The sequence below is a fragment of the Pseudomonas sp. A125 genome (assembly GCF_055409485.1).
This window is the reverse complement of record NZ_JBUZVP010000002.1, coordinates 113,497-129,370: the sequence shown is the minus strand read 5'-3', so window position 1 is coordinate 129,370 and position 15,874 is coordinate 113,497. Positions and strand designations below refer to the sequence as shown.

14 protein-coding genes are annotated in these 15,874 nt (G+C 60.5%); 11 read left to right on the top strand and 3 right to left on the bottom strand.

Going from position 1 to position 15,874, the window contains the following annotated elements:
• The first annotated feature begins 25 nt into the window (after positions 1–25).
• The 6 genes from ACZRN6_RS03570 (at position 26) to ACZRN6_RS03545 (ending at position 5,879) form a co-directional block, all read left to right on the top strand.
• Positions 26–427 (top strand): ACT domain-containing protein, encoded by a 402-nt coding sequence (locus ACZRN6_RS03570; protein WP_322147067.1) that lies wholly within the window; start codon positions 26–28, stop codon positions 425–427.
• A gap of 5 nt (positions 428–432) precedes the next feature.
• Positions 433–1,035, top strand: a complete 603-nt coding sequence (locus ACZRN6_RS03565) for a LysE/ArgO family amino acid transporter (RefSeq protein WP_322147068.1) — start codon at positions 433–435, stop codon at positions 1,033–1,035.
• 175 nt (positions 1,036–1,210) lie between these two features.
• Complete coding sequence (locus ACZRN6_RS03560) at positions 1,211–1,807, top strand: superoxide dismutase (protein ID WP_322147070.1); 597 nt, start codon at positions 1,211–1,213, stop codon at positions 1,805–1,807.
• 127 nt (positions 1,808–1,934) lie between these two features.
• Positions 1,935–2,165, top strand: coding sequence for a hypothetical protein (locus ACZRN6_RS03555; RefSeq protein ID WP_322147072.1), 231 nt, complete (start codon positions 1,935–1,937; stop codon positions 2,163–2,165).
• Positions 2,166–2,327: 162 nt separating this feature from the next.
• On the top strand, positions 2,328–4,379 hold the full coding sequence (locus ACZRN6_RS03550; RefSeq protein WP_322147073.1) for a putative bifunctional diguanylate cyclase/phosphodiesterase: 2,052 nt from the start codon (positions 2,328–2,330) through the stop codon (positions 4,377–4,379).
• A gap of 162 nt (positions 4,380–4,541) precedes the next feature.
• Positions 4,542–5,879 (top strand): imelysin family protein, encoded by a 1,338-nt coding sequence (locus ACZRN6_RS03545; protein ID WP_322147074.1) that lies wholly within the window; start codon positions 4,542–4,544, stop codon positions 5,877–5,879.
• A gap of 56 nt (positions 5,880–5,935) precedes the next feature.
• Here ACZRN6_RS03545 and ACZRN6_RS03540 read toward each other — a convergent pair whose 3' ends face one another.
• Complete coding sequence (locus ACZRN6_RS03540; RefSeq protein ID WP_464007222.1) at positions 5,936–10,069, bottom strand: dermonecrotic toxin domain-containing protein; 4,134 nt, start codon at positions 10,067–10,069, stop codon at positions 5,936–5,938.
• 175 nt (positions 10,070–10,244) lie between these two features.
• Between ACZRN6_RS03540 and ACZRN6_RS03535 the strand changes: the two genes are divergently transcribed.
• Positions 10,245–11,699, top strand: coding sequence for a TrkH family potassium uptake protein (locus ACZRN6_RS03535; protein WP_322147078.1), 1,455 nt, complete (start codon positions 10,245–10,247; stop codon positions 11,697–11,699).
• Here ACZRN6_RS03535 and ACZRN6_RS03530 read toward each other — a convergent pair.
• Positions 11,656–12,711, bottom strand: a complete 1,056-nt coding sequence (locus tag ACZRN6_RS03530) for an AraC family transcriptional regulator (protein ID WP_322147079.1) — start codon at positions 12,709–12,711, stop codon at positions 11,656–11,658. The two genes, ACZRN6_RS03535 and ACZRN6_RS03530, sit on opposite strands and share 44 nt — an antisense overlap.
• Before the next feature lie 161 nt (positions 12,712–12,872).
• Between ACZRN6_RS03530 and ACZRN6_RS03525 the strand changes: the two genes are divergently transcribed.
• Positions 12,873–13,184 carry an Mpo1-like protein gene (locus tag ACZRN6_RS03525; protein WP_322147080.1) on the top strand — a complete coding sequence of 104 codons (312 nt, stop codon included), beginning with the start codon at positions 12,873–12,875 and terminating at the stop codon, positions 13,182–13,184.
• 33 nt (positions 13,185–13,217) lie between these two features.
• A complete protein-coding gene (locus tag ACZRN6_RS03520) occupies positions 13,218–13,802 on the top strand; it encodes an HD domain-containing protein (protein ID WP_322147081.1) in 585 nt (194 codons plus the stop codon).
• Here ACZRN6_RS03520 and ACZRN6_RS03515 read toward each other — a convergent pair.
• Positions 13,799–15,073 carry an MFS transporter gene (locus ACZRN6_RS03515; RefSeq protein WP_464007338.1) on the bottom strand — a complete coding sequence of 425 codons (1,275 nt, stop codon included), beginning with the start codon at positions 15,071–15,073 and terminating at the stop codon, positions 13,799–13,801. The genes ACZRN6_RS03520 and ACZRN6_RS03515 overlap by 4 nt on opposite strands.
• Before the next feature lie 362 nt (positions 15,074–15,435).
• Between ACZRN6_RS03515 and ACZRN6_RS03510 the strand changes: the two genes are divergently transcribed.
• Together ACZRN6_RS03510 and ACZRN6_RS03505 are read left to right on the top strand one after the other, a co-directional pair.
• A complete protein-coding gene (locus ACZRN6_RS03510) occupies positions 15,436–15,564 on the top strand; it encodes a hypothetical protein (protein ID WP_322147082.1) in 129 nt (42 codons plus the stop codon).
• A 74-nt stretch (positions 15,565–15,638) separates the two neighbouring features.
• Positions 15,639–15,812: a hypothetical protein gene (locus ACZRN6_RS03505; RefSeq protein WP_322147083.1), complete on the top strand. Its 174-nt coding sequence runs from the start codon at positions 15,639–15,641 to the stop codon at positions 15,810–15,812.
• Positions 15,813–15,874 lie beyond the last annotated feature (62 nt).

Genomic DNA, 15,874 nt, shown 5'->3' with positions numbered 1-15,874 from the left:
TTCTTCTTATTCAAGGACCTTCCACATGGCTGGCGAAACCGCCCTGGCAACCCTGCTGCGTAGCATGAGCCCACAGCTCAATGACGGTGACTACGTGTTCTGCACCCTGGCCGACGGCCGAATTCCCGAGGGTTGCGAAGCTGTCGGCAGCTTTCGCGAGCAGGAAGGCCTGACGCTGATCGTCGAGCGCCAGCAAGCCGAGCGGGCCGGGCTGGTTTTCGACTACGTGGCGGCGTGGATCACCCTTAACGTGCACTCGGCCCTGGAAGCCGTCGGCCTGACCGCCGCGTTTGCCACGGCCCTGGGCAAGGCCGGGATCAGTTGCAACGTGATTGCCGGCTACTACCACGACCACCTGTTTGTCGGCCGCGCCGATGCCGAGCGCGCCATGACGGTGTTGCAGCAATTGGCGGCGGGCGCGGAGTAAATCCTATGTGGCAAAGCTATACGAACGGCCTGTTGGTGGCCTTTGGGTTGATCATGGCGATCGGCACGCAGAACGCCTTTGTGTTGGCACAAAGCCTGCGGCGTGAACATCACCTGCCCGTGGCGGCCTTGTGCGTGGTGTGTGATGCAATCCTGGTGGCCGCTGGCGTGTTCGGCCTGGCCACGGTGCTGGCGCATAACCCGATATTGCTGGCGGTTGCCCGTTGGGGCGGCGCGGCGTTCCTGCTGTGGTACGCCACCCTGGCGCTGCGCCGGGCCTGCTCGAAGCAGAGCCTGGGCGAGGGCGAAAACCTCAAGGTGCGCTCGCTGAAGGCGGTGATGCTCAGCGCCCTGGCGGTGACCTTGCTCAACCCCCACGTGTACCTGGACACGGTCTTGCTGATCGGCTCCCTCGGCGCCCAGCAAACCGAACCCGGCGCTTATGTGGCCGGTGCCGCCAGCGCTTCACTGCTGTGGTTCATGACCCTGGCGCTGGGCGCCGCATGGCTGGCACCGTGGCTGGCGCGCCCCGCCACCTGGCGTATTCTGGACTTGTTAGTAGCCGCCATGATGTTCAGCGTGGCCTATCAATTAATCAGCGCAGCGTAGATATTCCAAAACGCTCTGGAACCTCTATCCCACACAGTTGTTGCGTGGTTTTGCCGCACCCCCGGTGCTATGATCCAGCCCCTGCGCCGCAAAGAGTACAAACTCCCCGGCGCTTGTTTGGCCGCCCGTGATCGGCCTTGCGCTCACCGCAACTGACCTGATTAGGAGAATCATCATGGCTTTCGAATTGCCGCCGCTGCCCTACGCACACGATGCCCTGCAGCCGCACATCTCCAAGGAAACCTTGGAGTATCACCACGACAAGCACCACAACACCTATGTCGTGAACCTGAACAACCTGGTGCCTGGCACCGAGTTCGAAGGCAAGACCCTGGAAGAAATCGTCAAGTCTTCTTCGGGCGGCATCTTCAACAACGCCGCTCAGGTCTGGAACCACACCTTCTACTGGAACTGCCTGGCGCCAAACGCTGGCGGTCAACCGACCGGCGCACTGGCTGAGGCGATCAACGCTGCCTTCGGTTCGTTCGACAAGTTCAAGGAAGAGTTCACCAAGACGTCCGTCGGCACCTTCGGTTCCGGTTGGGGCTGGCTGGTGAAAAAGGCTGACGGTTCCCTGGCCCTGGCCAGCACCATCGGCGCCGGCAACCCGCTGACCAGCGGCGACACCCCGCTGCTGACCTGCGACGTCTGGGAACACGCTTACTACATCGACTACCGCAACGTGCGTCCAAAATATGTGGAAGCGTTCTGGAACCTGGTCAACTGGAAGTTCGTGACTGAGCAGTTCGAAGGCAAAACCTTCACCGCTTAAGTACCGCTTGCAGTAAAAAGAGCCCGGCGATTGCCGGGCTTTTTTATGCCCGGTGGAACTCGGTGAGCCGCTGATGCCACCCAGACAGGCGAGGACTATGCCTCTTATACCTGTCGGAGAAATGACGATGTCTATCGCAGCATTAGCCGCCGCAGTACCCCTGGTTGGCCAAGTGGCCACCGCCGTGGGTGATGTCACCAAGGCCGTTGCACCGCTCCTCCAGCCCTTTGCCGATCTGGCCGCAAAATCCCTGGGGGATGTGTTGAAAAAAAATGACGCCGAGCCCAATAAGTCCGTTGAGTTTGCCAGCCTGGAGGTCAACAAGAAGCAAACACTGACCTTCGGCAACAACGCCTGACGCGCCACGCCCACCCACCTGCACTCCAGGCAGGCGGATGCAAATCCGCCTCGCCCCCGCCGCCAAACCAGCACACCCCGCAATGTCCCTTTGACTGCCCTCACTGGATTGCCAATACTCATGGCATATTGAGGCTACCCGCATGGAACAAGGAATAACCCTTTGAAGCTGGAACTCAAAAACAGCTTGTCGGTGAAGTTGCTACGGGTGGTGCTGCTTTCGGCATTGGCAGTGGGCGTGGTACTGAGCGCGGCGCAGATCGTCTTTGATGGCTACAAGACGCGCCAGGCCGTGGCCGGCGATGCCCAGCGCATCCTCGACATGTTTCGCGACCCCTCCACCCAGGCCGTCTACAGCCTGGACCGGGAGATGGGCATGCAGGTCATCGAAGGCCTGTTCCAGGACGATGCCGTGCGCATGGCCTCCATCGGCCATCCCAACGAAACCATGCTCGCGGAAAAAACCCGCGACCTGCAACAATCCCCGACCCGCTGGCTGACCGACCTGATTCTGGGCCAGGAGCGCACCTTCACCACCCCGTTGGTGGGGCGCGGGCCTTATAGCGAGTACTACGGCGACCTGAGCATCACCCTCGACACCGCCACCTACGGCAAAGGGTTTCTCGTCAGCTCGGTGATCATATTCATCTCCGGGGTACTGCGGGCGCTGGCCATGGGCCTGGTGTTGTACCTGGTCTATCACTGGCTGCTGACCAAGCCGCTGTCGCGCATCATCGAGCACCTGAGCTCGATCAACCCCGACCGCCCCAGTGAGCACAAGATCCCGCAACTCAAGGGCCACGAGAAAAACGAACTGGGGGTATGGATCAACACCGCCAACCAGTTGCTCGAATCCATCGAGCGCAATACCCACTTGCGCCATGAGGCGGAAAACAGCCTGTTGCGCATGGCCCAGTACGACTTTCTCACCGGCCTGCCGAACCGCCAGAAGCTGCAGGAGCAATTGGACAAGATCCTGATCGACGCCGGCCGCCGGCAACGCCGGGTCGCGGTGTTGTGTGTGGGCCTGGATGACTTCAAGAGCGTCAACGAGCAGTTCACCTACCAGGCCGGCGACCAGTTGCTGCTGGCCCTGGCCGACCGCCTGCGCGCTCACAGTGGCCGCCTCGGCGCGCTCGCCCGCCTGGGTGGTGACCAGTTCGCCCTGGTCCAGGCCGATATCGAGCAACCCTACGAGGCCGCCGAGCTGGCGCAAAGCATCCTCGATGACCTGGAAGCCGAATTCGCCCTCGACCACGAACAGATCCGCCTGCGCGCCACCATCGGCATCACCTTGTTCCCGGAAGACGGCGACAGCACCGAGAAGCTCCTGCAAAAAGCCGAACAGACCATGACCCTGGCCAAGAGCCGTTCGCGCAACCGCTACCAGTTCTATATCGCCAGCGTCGACAGCGAAATGCGCCGCCGCCGCGAGCTGGAAAAGGATTTGCGCGACGCCTTGAGCCGCGAGCAGTTCCACCTGGTGTACCAGCCGCAGATCAGCTATCTAGACCATCGCGTGGTGGGTGTGGAGGCCTTGATTCGCTGGCAGCACCCGGAACATGGCCTGGTGCCGCCCGACCTGTTTATCCCGCTGGCTGAACAGAACGGCACCATCATTGCCATCGGCGAATGGGTGCTGGACCAGGCCTGCCGGCAACTGCGCGAATGGCACGACCTGGGCTTCACCGAGCTGCGCATGGCGGTCAACCTGTCGACCGTGCAGCTACACCACGCCGAGCTGCCGCGGGTGGTCAACAACCTGCTGCAGATCTACCGCCTGCCGCCCCGCAGCCTGGAGCTGGAAGTCACCGAGACCGGCCTGATGGAAGACATCAGCACCGCGGCCCAGCACCTGTTGAGCCTGCGCCGTTCCGGGGCGCTGATTGCCATTGACGACTTCGGCACCGGCTATTCGTCCTTGAGCTACCTGAAAAGCCTGCCGCTGGACAAGATCAAGATCGACAAGAGCTTCGTCCAGGACCTGCTGGACGACGACGACGATGCAACCATCGTGCGGGCGATCATCCAGCTCGGCAAAAGCCTGGGCATGCAGGTGATCGCCGAAGGGGTGGAAACCGCCGAGCAGGAGGCCTACATCATCTCCGAAGGCTGCCACGAAGGTCAGGGCTACCACTACAGCAAACCCCTGCCGGCCCGGGAGTTGGTGGCTTATTTGAAACAGGCCCAGCGCAATAACGCGGCCATTCTCTGAAGCCATGCCGGCCACCGGGAACGCGCATACCGGCGGCCAGCAAATCGATACTAAATATTTCCTACTTATAACCCTTTACACAAAATGCAAATCTTTCGCATTATGTCGCAGTTTTGCGCACCCCCCGCGTGCCCCATCAACAACCGAAGCAGGATGTTCGCCATGATTCGTATGCCCCTGGCCACCGCCAGCCTTCTCGCCATTGCCATTTCGCTTGCCGGTTGCGGTGAAGGCAAAGACAAGGCCGCCGCGCCTCAAGCGCCGGCCGCCGCCAGCACTACCGCCCCCGCGGCTGCCCCGGCAGGCCAGGTTGACGAGGCCGCCGCCAAGGCCGTGGTCGCGCATTACGCAGACATGGTGTTCGCGGTGTACAGCGACGCCGAGTCCACCGCAAAAACCCTGCAAACCGCCATCGACACCTTCCTCGCCAACCCGAACGACGACACCCTGAAAGCGGCCCGTACCGCCTGGATCGCGTCCCGTGTGCCGTATTTGCAGAGTGAAGTGTTTCGCTTTGGCAACACCATCATTGACGACTGGGAAGGCCAGGTGAACGCCTGGCCACTGGACGAAGGCCTGATCGACTACGTCGACAAGACCTACGAACACGCCCTGGGCAACCCTGGCGCAACCGCCAACATCATCGCCAACAACGAGATCCAGGTCGGCGAAGACAAGGTCGATGTGAAAGACATCACCCCGGAAAAACTCGCCAGCCTGAATGAGTTGGGCGGTTCCGAAGCCAACGTTGCCACCGGCTACCACGCGATTGAATTCCTGCTCTGGGGCCAGGACCTCAACGGCACAGGCCCAGGCGCCGGCAACCGCCCTGCCTCGGACTACATGACCGGTGATGGCGCCACTGGCGGCCACAACGAGCGTCGCCGCACCTACCTGCGCGCCGTAACTCAACTGTTGGTCAGCGACCTGGAAGAGATGGTCGGCAACTGGAAGCCGAAGGTTGAAGACAACTACCGCGCCACGCTGGAAGCCGAGGCGCCTACCGATGGCCTGCGCAAAATGCTGTTCGGCATGGGTAGCCTGTCTCTGGGCGAACTGGCCGGTGAACGCATGAAGGTTTCCCTGGAAGCCAACTCGCCGGAAGACGAACAGGATTGCTTCAGCGACAACACCCACAACTCGCACTTCTACGACGCCAAGGGTATTCGCAACGTTTACCTGGGCGAGTACACCCGCACCGACGGTACCAAGATGACCGGCGCCAGCCTGTCGTCCCTGGTGGCCAAGGCGGATCCGACTGCCGATGCAACGCTCAAGGCCGACCTGGCGTCGACCGAAGCGAAGATCCAGGTGATGGTGGACCACGCCAACAACGGTGAGCATTACGACCAGTTGATCGCTGCCGGTAACGATAAAGGCAACCAGATTGTGCGCGATGCAATCGCCGCATTGGTGAAGCAGACCGGTTCGATCGAACAGGCGGCCGGCAAGCTGGGCATCAGTGACTTGAACCCGGACAACGCTGATCACGAGTTCTGATCAAGCAGGTGCCGGGCGCTGTCAGGCGTCCGGCACCACGGTCAACATGCCAGGCCTCACTGTTTGAGGATGAACACCGTCGGATAGCCGCTCCTGAGAATAACCCCACCGTGCAGCATCGAAAAATCTCCACGTGCCTGGCTCTGGCTGACGACTGCCTGGGTCGGCCCATCCAGAACGCTCAGGTCAAGGCCGGGACCCAGTGGGTGCAGCATTTTGGGTGATCGTCCCAGGATGGGGTGCGGGCTGAGGCAATAGACGGCGCTGCCCGACGACCATTTGAATAACAATTCAGGGCCGGGGCCTCCATTTCCGATCAGTCGATAGCCAAGTCCGGTCACCACTTTATGCAGCGCCCCCCTAAGCGCAACAGCGTCCATCGACGCCGTAACCGCCAGCCCCAAGCGGATGATTTCATGGATCCCAAAGTTCATTTGCAAAAATGCCGGGCTGACAACATTCAGCCTGACTCTACCTGCCGTGTTTTTTGGCGACGCAGAAAGGAACTGCAACGGGTCCAGTCCTCGACTCAAGACCAAACGCCAAGTGTTCAATTGACCGAGGAATGTGGTCAGCCCACCTGACGTCACTACCCCGCCAGGGTTGAAGTGATCAAACATCGCATTGGCCAGCTTTCGCCTCGATACATGCGACATCGTCGGGAACGCCCCGACAAGGAACCGACTGGTGTCCCCCCACAGCATCGGGCCTTCATCTACCTGCCACTTGCCGGTTGCCGGATCGTGGATTGCGATGCGTGGCTGGCGCTTGAAGTCAAACGCCAGTTGATCGTTAAAGTTTGCAGCGTTGAGTGGCGGCCGACTTGGGTCATACAGATGCGCCAGGGCATCAGGGCAGTTTTCACCCTTGGGCAGCACCGGATAATAGTGCTGCCCAATCGCAATCACATCTCCCCTCAGGCCTGCCGATGGATCGCTTACGGTAAAGGTGTAGGCGCGTGAAGGATTGGGCGCAATCTGCGAAGCCGGTATCGTCTTGCCCCATTCAGCCCATACCGGCTGGGGGCCTGGTCGCAGTGCCAGCCTGACGGGGGGCAGGACCGGAATGCGACTGGGACCGGCAACCGCTGCCGTTGGGTCGATAGGTTCATATCCACTCATGCGTAGCCGTATATGGTCCAGGGGCTGGTTCAGGTATTGGTGAAACCGTCCAGGAATATCGCTCCATACGCTCATCTCGCGTGCCAGTTCCAACTCAAGCTCCAGGACCCGGCCTGGCGGAAAGCTGAAGGCGTCGAGGATTTTTCGCGCGCCGGTTCGGGTGAGATTGGGAAAGGCGTTCATCAGCGTTTGTTCAACGGGGTAACCACCTTTCAAACCGATCCCCGGGGAAGCCACTTCCCAGTGCCCCGACGCATCGCGCCGCAGGGGCGCATGATGATAGGCAAAGGGCTTGCGCGCGTCCCTTACCCTCCAGACCTCGACATCAGGGTCATACTTGATCGAATACCAATGCTCTTTGTCCCTCAGAAAATGTCGCGCGAAACCGCCTTCACCCGCTGACTGGCTGAAAATCCCGTGGAGTTCCCAACCAGGCAAAGGCGTCAACCCCGACGGTTTCTTGCTCAAGGCCATGTTACTGCTCAAGCCGGTTTTTTTGCCCACGGCACCCGCCGATACCGAGGCGCTCCCGACAAAGCCGTCCACTGCTGCCCCGACCAGCTCGGCAAAGGCCCTTACAAAACTATGGGCGGCCAGCTCACGATCGCCTGCCTCTGCTGCCTGGATGGCCCGCACGAGGGAAAAAAGACTCCTGGCCATACCGATCACCATCGTGATCTTGACCGGCAAGACCAACGTGATGATATCCAGGCTTGCCTCAATCAACGTGAACGTCGTATCAATATTGGTCTCATGGGTGCTAGTGGTGCGTTGCGCGGCCATATTGATCGCTGCACTGGCCTCAAGCTCATAAGCCTCCATCAATACGTTCTCGGAGATGCGCGGCAGATGCACCATTTCGCCGCGCACCCGGCCCTTCAACATCCTGCGGATCAATGCTTGATCCTCAAGGCTCACACGGCTGACGAGATACTCATGCCACGAGCTGTGGTCAATCAGCTCGCGCGCCAGTTGCGCGCTGTCGGCGAACTCGTAGAACACTCGGCCAGAAGGTGCCTGGGGCATATAAGCAACCAAGGACCCGACAGATTCCGATGCGGTACTGAACACAAGCACCCCGCGCACACGCACCCCACGTAGCTGCAGGCCGCGGACCAGAATCCTGTGCCCCTCGACTTCAGCCCTCTCGCTGGTGTCCTGCGGGTGGTTCAAAACACTATTGACCCATTGAAACCCGCGGTCCAAACGGTCGGGCAAAAAGTCGCCGGCGATCTTGGCTTCCAGCGCGTCTACACGCATCTGCAGAGCGGTGATCCTGGCGTAGCTGGTTTTTTGCACCAGCGCCTCAGGAGAGGTCAATAAACGATGTTTCAGGAAGTCTGGATAACGCCCGCCGATATTGACGCTTCGTACCAGGTCCTTGACCTGCGCGGTGGTCAGGGCCGAATACGCCTGGTCTTGCACATCAGTGAGGCGCGAAAAGTTGACGAAATTAAGATCGATACCTCCAACGTTTTCCAGTGCCAGTTGGGTCAATGTCCGCTTGCGCATATGGTAGCGCCGCCCTTCAGGCACCAGGGGCGACGCACTCGGCACGTAGCTGCCGACCGGCTTGCGCGTCTCCCTGGTGTGAACAAGGATGTGGTCCGGGTCCACGTCCAGGCCGTACTCAGACTCCAGTGCCGTACGCAGTTGTTCGTTGCTGTAGGTCAGCAATGTCGCGGTATCACCGAACTGCAGGAGAGAAGGTAAAGTCGCCCATTCGGGGAGTTCACCGAGTGCCGCCCGGTAACGCTCGACCGCACGCCTCCAGGCCTCCCGGTCGGCCTGGGAGGCAGGCTTCAAGAAGTCACTCAACGTTCTCGCCAGCCGCTTGAGCTCACGCGCCAGCAATACGCTGTCGAGCGCGAAGGCATGTCTCAGGTCGGTTGCCCGATCAAGGCTGGCGGGCAGGTCCCCCATGCGGCTCGACACGCCCCGATTGCGGTACAGCTCGACCTGCGTACTGAAATCCCTGTGCAAGCGCGTACATTGCGCCTCGACACTTTCGGCAAATGCCGACGCATTCAATTCGCCGTAGCGAAACCCGCCCTGTGTTTTAGCCGCCAGATGCCTACCCATTGCCCTCGTTTGATCGTTTTGCGCAACCAGCATAAGCAGCCCTGAAAACTCGGAAGAAACCTTCAAGCGTCGGTGCAGTTCTTGATCCAGAAGCGCCAGGGAGTCAAAACACTCCAGCCCCTGAGTCGGGGTAAACAACACCACGGTTCCTACATCCGCATCGCTTTCCAAGGGGCGCACCGATGGCTCAGGCACTTGCGCGTCTTCCCATACCACGGCGTGGTCCGGGTCTTTGGCGGTCATCACAAGCGCGCCATGCAACGCCAGATGGGGCGCAGCCCCTTCACCGGCAAGCGCCACGCTATAGACGCAAGGACAATAGCCGAGCAGGTTTTTCCGCCTGGCCGGGGCGTCGCGATAGCGCAAAACCTTAGTCAACAGTGCATAGGCGCCATCACTCATCAGGCCATCGGCCTTGAGCAACTCGGCTTCAAGACGCAGATGCAAGGCCCGTTGGTCAATCAGCCATTGCTTGCGCGAGCGGGTGTCCGTGAGGCTGACCGAGGTGTCCCAGAAGGCTTGCAGGTAAGACGCGTAGCGACTGACTAGCCCAGTGGCCAACTGATCGAGAAAACGGTCAAATTGCGCGGCAGTGATCGCACTTACCGCCTGCGTTTCATCCCCAGCCGTGGTCGAGCGCTCGAAATGCGCTTGGCGGGTGGCGTAGTCGGCGGGCTGCTGCTCGACTATCCGGCGAACCACCGCCTCCAGGATATGGGGCTCCAGCGGCGCCGTTGAGGGGTGATCCGAGGGGGTAGATGAACGGATAAAAATCTTGTCCGGATCGCCGTCCTGCGCCAGCTCGGGAAATGCCTGGCGCAACTCCCTTTGCACAAATCCGTGGAAGGTGGGCTGGCGTTCAAAGTGTTCAGCTATCTCCCGGTTCAGTGCGCCGAACCGCTCTCGCTGCATGACTTGATGCGGGCTGTCACTGGAAAACAACAGGCGCCTGAACGAAGGCGGCAAGGGTGTATGAGCTGATTGCATGAAAGAACCTCAAGGATGAGTCGTTGACACTCATGCTGCTTTGAGGCGTCCTCGCAGGTGCATTACATAGTTGCCCACGTTCCGTCAGGTCGGTCCTGCCGCGTGCAGTCCCCGGTTTACTTGCCCTGCACCGCAGGTAGAATGGCGCCTTTCCCTGTCACCCCGAGCGGACCTCATGGCGTTGCCGACCTTACGGATTATCGGTTTCATTATCGGCATCTTCCTGATCACCCTGGCGATTGCCATGGTCATCCCCATGGCGACCCTGGTGTTTTTCGAACGCACCAGCGACCTGCCATCGTTCCTCTGGGCCAGCCTGATCACCTTCATCGCCGGCCTGGCGCTGGTGATTCCCGGCCGCCCGGAACACGTGCATTTGCGCCCACGGGACATGTACCTGCTGACCGTCTCCAGCTGGCTGGTGGTGTGTATCTTCGCCGCCCTGCCGTTCCTGCTGACCCAGCACATCAGCTACACCGACTCCTTTTTCGAAAGCATGTCCGGCATCACCGCCACCGGCTCCACCGTACTCAGCGGCCTGGACACCATGTCCCCGGGCATCCTCATCTGGCGCTCGTTGCTGCACTGGCTCGGCGGCATCGGTTTTATCGGCATGGCGGTGGCGATCCTGCCGCTGCTGCGCATTGGCGGCATGCGCCTGTTCCAGACCGAATCTTCGGACCGCTCGGAAAAGGTCATGCCCCGCTCGCACATGGTGGCGCGCCTGATCGTGGCGGCGTACGTGGGCATCACCATCCTCGGCAGCCTGGCGTTCTGGTGGGCCGGCATGGGTTTGTTCGATGCGATTAACCATGCGATGTCGGCGATTTCCACCGGCGGGTTCTCCACCTCCGACGAATCCCTGGCCCACTGGAAACAACCGGCGGTGCACTGGGTAGCGGTGGTGGTGATGATCATGGGCAGCCTGCCGTTCACCCTGTATGTGGCCACGATGCGTGGCAACCGTCGGGCGCTGATCAAGGACCAACAGGTGCAAGGCATGCTGGGGTTGCTGGTGGTGACCTGGCTGGTGCTGGGCACCTGGTATTGGTGGACCACCAACCTGCCCTGGCTGGACGCACTGCGCCACGTCGCCGTGAATGTCACTTCGGTGGTGACCACTACCGGCTTTGCGTTGGGGGACTACAGCATCTGGGGCAATTTCTCGTTGATGCTGTTCTTCTACCTGGGCTTTGTGGGTGGTTGCTCCGGCTCCACCGCCGGCGGGATCAAGATCTTTCGCTTCCAGGTGGCCTACATCCTGCTCAAGGCCAACTTGAACCAGTTGATTCACCCGCGGGCGGTGATCAAGCAGAAGTACAACGGCCATCGCCTCGATGAAGAAATCGTGCGTTCGATCCTGACCTTCTCGTTTTTCTTCGCCATTACCATCTGCGCCATTGCCCTGGCCTTGTCGTTGCTGGGCCTGGACTGGATGACCGCACTGACCGGCGCGGCCAGCACCGTGTCTGGCGTAGGCCCGGGCCTGGGGGAAACCATCGGCCCGGCCGGCAACTTCTCCACCCTGCCGGACGCCGCCAAGTGGATCCTGTCGTTCGGCATGCTGTTGGGCCGGCTGGAGATCATCACGGTATTTGTGCTGTGCATTCCGGCATTTTGGCGTCACTGACCGGCAGCGCCTGCAACCGCGCCCGGTACTCGCCGGGCGTGGCATCGAACCAGCGGCGGAACGCTCGGAAGAAGTTGCTCGGGTCGGCAAACCCCAACAGGTAGGCAATTTCCAGCAGGGTCATGCTTGGCTGCGCCAGGTATTGCTCGGCCAATTCGCGGCGGGTGTCATCCAGGAGGGTCTGGAAACTCGTGCCTTCCTCCTGCAAGCGGCGCTGCAAGGTGCGCTGGGACAGGTGCAACGTCTGCGCAACCACCTCGCGCTTGGGCTCGCCCTGGGGCAGTAACCGGCACAACACCTGCCGCGCCTTGTGGGTCACCCGGCTCTCGGAAAACCGCGCCAGGTACTCCCCGGCAAAACGATCATGCAACAACGCCATCGCCTCGTTCGCCGTAGGCAACGGCGCTTCCATATCTGCCCGCTCGAAGATCAGCGCGTCATAGGGGGCGTTGAACACCAGCGGTGCATGGAAGGCTTGTTTGTAAGGCCCAAGGTCCGCCGGCTGATCGCCCTGCACCAACACCTTGCGTGGTTGCAACGTGCGCCCGGTCAGCCAGCCGCATAACGCCAGGGCGCTGGCCAGGGACGCTTCGGCGCTTTGCCGGGTAGGTGGCAGGTGGTCACCGTGCACGGTAAGAATCAGCGCATAACCTTCGGGTAACAGGCGAAAACTCAGGTCGGCGCTTTCAGCAATGATCCGCTGATAACGCACCAGGCGCATAAAGCCTTCGGCCAGGGTGTTGCTGGACATCAACGCATAGCCGGCCACATGAAACGACGCCGGCCGCACCACCTTGCCCATGTTCAAGCCGATCGCCGGGTTGCCCGACAGTTCGACCGCGCGCTGCCAAAGCCGGGTTATGGAATCCTGGGGGAAGCGCGCATCGGGGTCATTCAGCGCGGCGTAATCCAGGCCAAGCTGCTTGAACAAGGCGCGGCAATCCAGGCCGTCCATCTCCAACGCCTTGACTATCCCCATCGCCCAGCTTGCAGAAGTCGTTCGTTCGCTCATGGCGTTTTCTTAACAAGGAAGGCTGAAACGACAGCCAGGAATCCGAAGGATACTAAAGTGGCATCTATTGTCACTGGCTGTTACCACTGATGACTCTAGACTCAAATAAGCTCCCCGCCGAACATCTGTCGGGCAGAACAATAACCAGAGGGCCGATCACCGTGGAAAATGTCAGGCAATTCAACAGCTTTGCTGATTTTTACCCCTATTACCTGAGCGAACACGGCAACAGCACCTGCCGTCGCCTGCATTTTATTGGCACCAGCCTCGTTATCTTCCTCCTGGCCTTCGCGGTCGGCAAAGGCGCCTGGTGGCTGCTGCTGGCAGTGCCGGTGGCGGGCTACAGCTTTGCCTGGGTTGGCCACTTCTTCTTTGAAAAGAATCGCCCGGCAACCTTCCAGCATCCGCTGTACAGCCTGTTGGGGGATTTTGTGATGTACCGCGACATGATTCTGGGCAAGGTGGCGTTCTAGCCCCGCCCCTCAAAAACAATAAGAGCGCCTTTGATGAACCAGCAGGCTCGATTCACCCATATGCAGGACGGCACCGAGGAAGACTGGGCCATTATCGCCAAGGATTTCAGCGCCTATGCCCGACAATTGCCGACCCGGATCGTGGCGCATCTGCGGCTGCTGGAGGGCGACTTCGGCGGCTTCCCGGTGGACCGCCTGACCCACTCGCTGCAAACCGCCAGCCGCGCCTGGCACGGTGGCCGTGATGAAGAGTACGTGGTGTGCGCGCTGCTCCACGATATCGGCGACACCCTGGGTTCCTATAACCACCCGGACATCGCCGCCGCCATTCTCAAGCCTTTTGTGAGCCCCGAGAACCTGTGGATGGTGGAGAAGCACGGAATCTTCCAGGGCTACTATTTCTTCCACCACCTGGGGATGGACCGCCACCTGCGCGAGCAATTTGGCGACCACCCGCAGTATCGGCAAACCATCGAGTTCTGCGCCGAGTACGACGCCGCGGCGTTCGACCCGGCCTACGACACCCTGCCGTTGAGCTTCTTCGAACCGATGCTGGCGCGGGTGTTTGCCCAGCCGAAGAACTCACTCTACAAGGCGGCGATGGAGCGCCAGGGTTAAACCGGCAGCAACGTGCCGCCCTGACCTCTGTGGGCGGCCGGTTCCGGGTCTTTAACAATCTCCCGCGCCACCGTCAGGATCACGATGGCGGCGATGATGTCAAAAATCGCCAGCACCACAAACAGCGGGCTGTAGCCGACTTTGGTCACCAGCACGCCGAACACGGCGGTAAAGGCCGCAGCCCCGATAAACCCGCACATCTGCCCGCCGCCGGTCGCGGTGGCCACGTCGTTCTTGCCGAACGAGTCCGAGGCGATGGAAAACAGTGCGCCCGACAACGTCTGGTGCGCGAAGCCGCCGACGCACAGCAGGGCGATCGCGGTGTAGGCGCTGTCTACCAGGCCGATGCAGGCCGGGCCGATCATGCACAGGCAACCGAGCAACATCACCAACTTGCGCGAATTAAACAGCGAGACCTTGAAGTAGCGGTGAAACAGCGGGCTCAGGTAGCCACCCAGCACGCAGCCGATGTCGGCCGCCAGAAACGGCAGCCAGGCGAACAGCGCCATTTCCTTGATGTTCATGTGCCGCTCGGTCATCAGGTACAGCGGAATCCAGGCGTTGAAGGTTTGCCAGGCCGGTTCCGAGAGCATCCGCGCCGAGGCAATGGCAAAGAAGTTGCGACTTTTGAGGATGCGCTTCCAACTGGCTTTCTTCTGCACGCCATCCTTGAGGTGGGTTTCCTGGCCGGCTTCGATGTACTCCCGCTCGGCCTGGGCCAGCAGGCGTTGGTCACGCGGGTGCTTGTACAGCAACATCCATAGCCCGCTCCACACCAGGCCGATACCGCCGACGATCAGGAACGCCAACTGCCAGCCGCTGTGCAGAATCGCCCAGACCACCAATGGCGGCGCCAGCAATGCACCAAACGAGGAGCCGAAGTTGAACCAGCCGATCGCGACGGAGCGCTCCTTGGCCGGGAACCACTCGGTAATCGCCTTGACGCCACCGGGGAAGCCTGCCGATTCGGTCAGCCCCAGCGCGCCACGAGCCACTGCCAGGCTCTGCCAACCCGTGGCAAACGCAGCCAGCGCACACACGACCGACCAGGAAATGGCGAAGATCGCAAAACCCATCTTGGTGCCAATCGCATCGATCACATAGCCGGCGATCGGTTGCATCAGGGCGTAGCACACCTGCCAGGCAACAACGATGTGGGAGTACTGCTCTGTGGAGATGCTCAGGTCGGTCATCAGCGTGGGGGCTGCGACGGAGAGCGTGTTGCGGGCCAGGTAGTTAATAATCAGGCCGACCGTCATCAGCCCGACCATCCACCAACGGATGCCTTTGATTTTCATCGCTTCACCTTAATTATTTTTAGATTTGAGGCGTACGTTCTGCGACCAAGCACACCCGTATTACGGGCGTTATAAAACTGTAACGTCATATGTCGTCATACAACTGTTAGCGTTATATTCAGTCCGCGCGACGATGTCAATCCGTTAACCGTGAAGTTGTACGATGACAATGGATCCAACTGTGGCGCCATGTCACTTGTGCGGCGGGATGAAGACGCGTTCATTTTTTGAGATAAAATCTTTCTGTCATTTACAGTGCTGTATCCTGCCCAAGCTTTTTGAAAGCGCGGAATCACCTGCGATTGATAAAACAGATCTTGCGAGGAGCGACGACGATGCACGAAATCCCTAATCTCCCCTTCCCAAGCCTGCACGAAACTGAGCAGCCAACCCCGCAACAGGCCGGCGCCAGCAAGCCCGAGCCCAAAGAGGCAAAACCGGTCGATCGCAAAAGCGAAGACTGAGTGCCGTACCCAGACCGTGTGGAAAGCGTGACATTGCGCGCTTTCCACACCGCCTGAACACCGTGAGCCCCGCCATGACCGACACCACCCCCGATACCGCCCTGCTCGACACTGCCCTGCAGATGGTCGACATCTGGAACCGCCTCACCCCGGAAAAACAGGCGCTGCTGCTCAAGCGCTTCGGCACCCAGGAAAACGCCCTGGCCGCGCTGGTAACCACGCAGTTACTGAACCCCGCCGATCGCTGAAAGTTTGCTTTGCGGCCCCCGCATGCACCCAGCATCGGTATCATAAGCAGCCTATCTTTTCC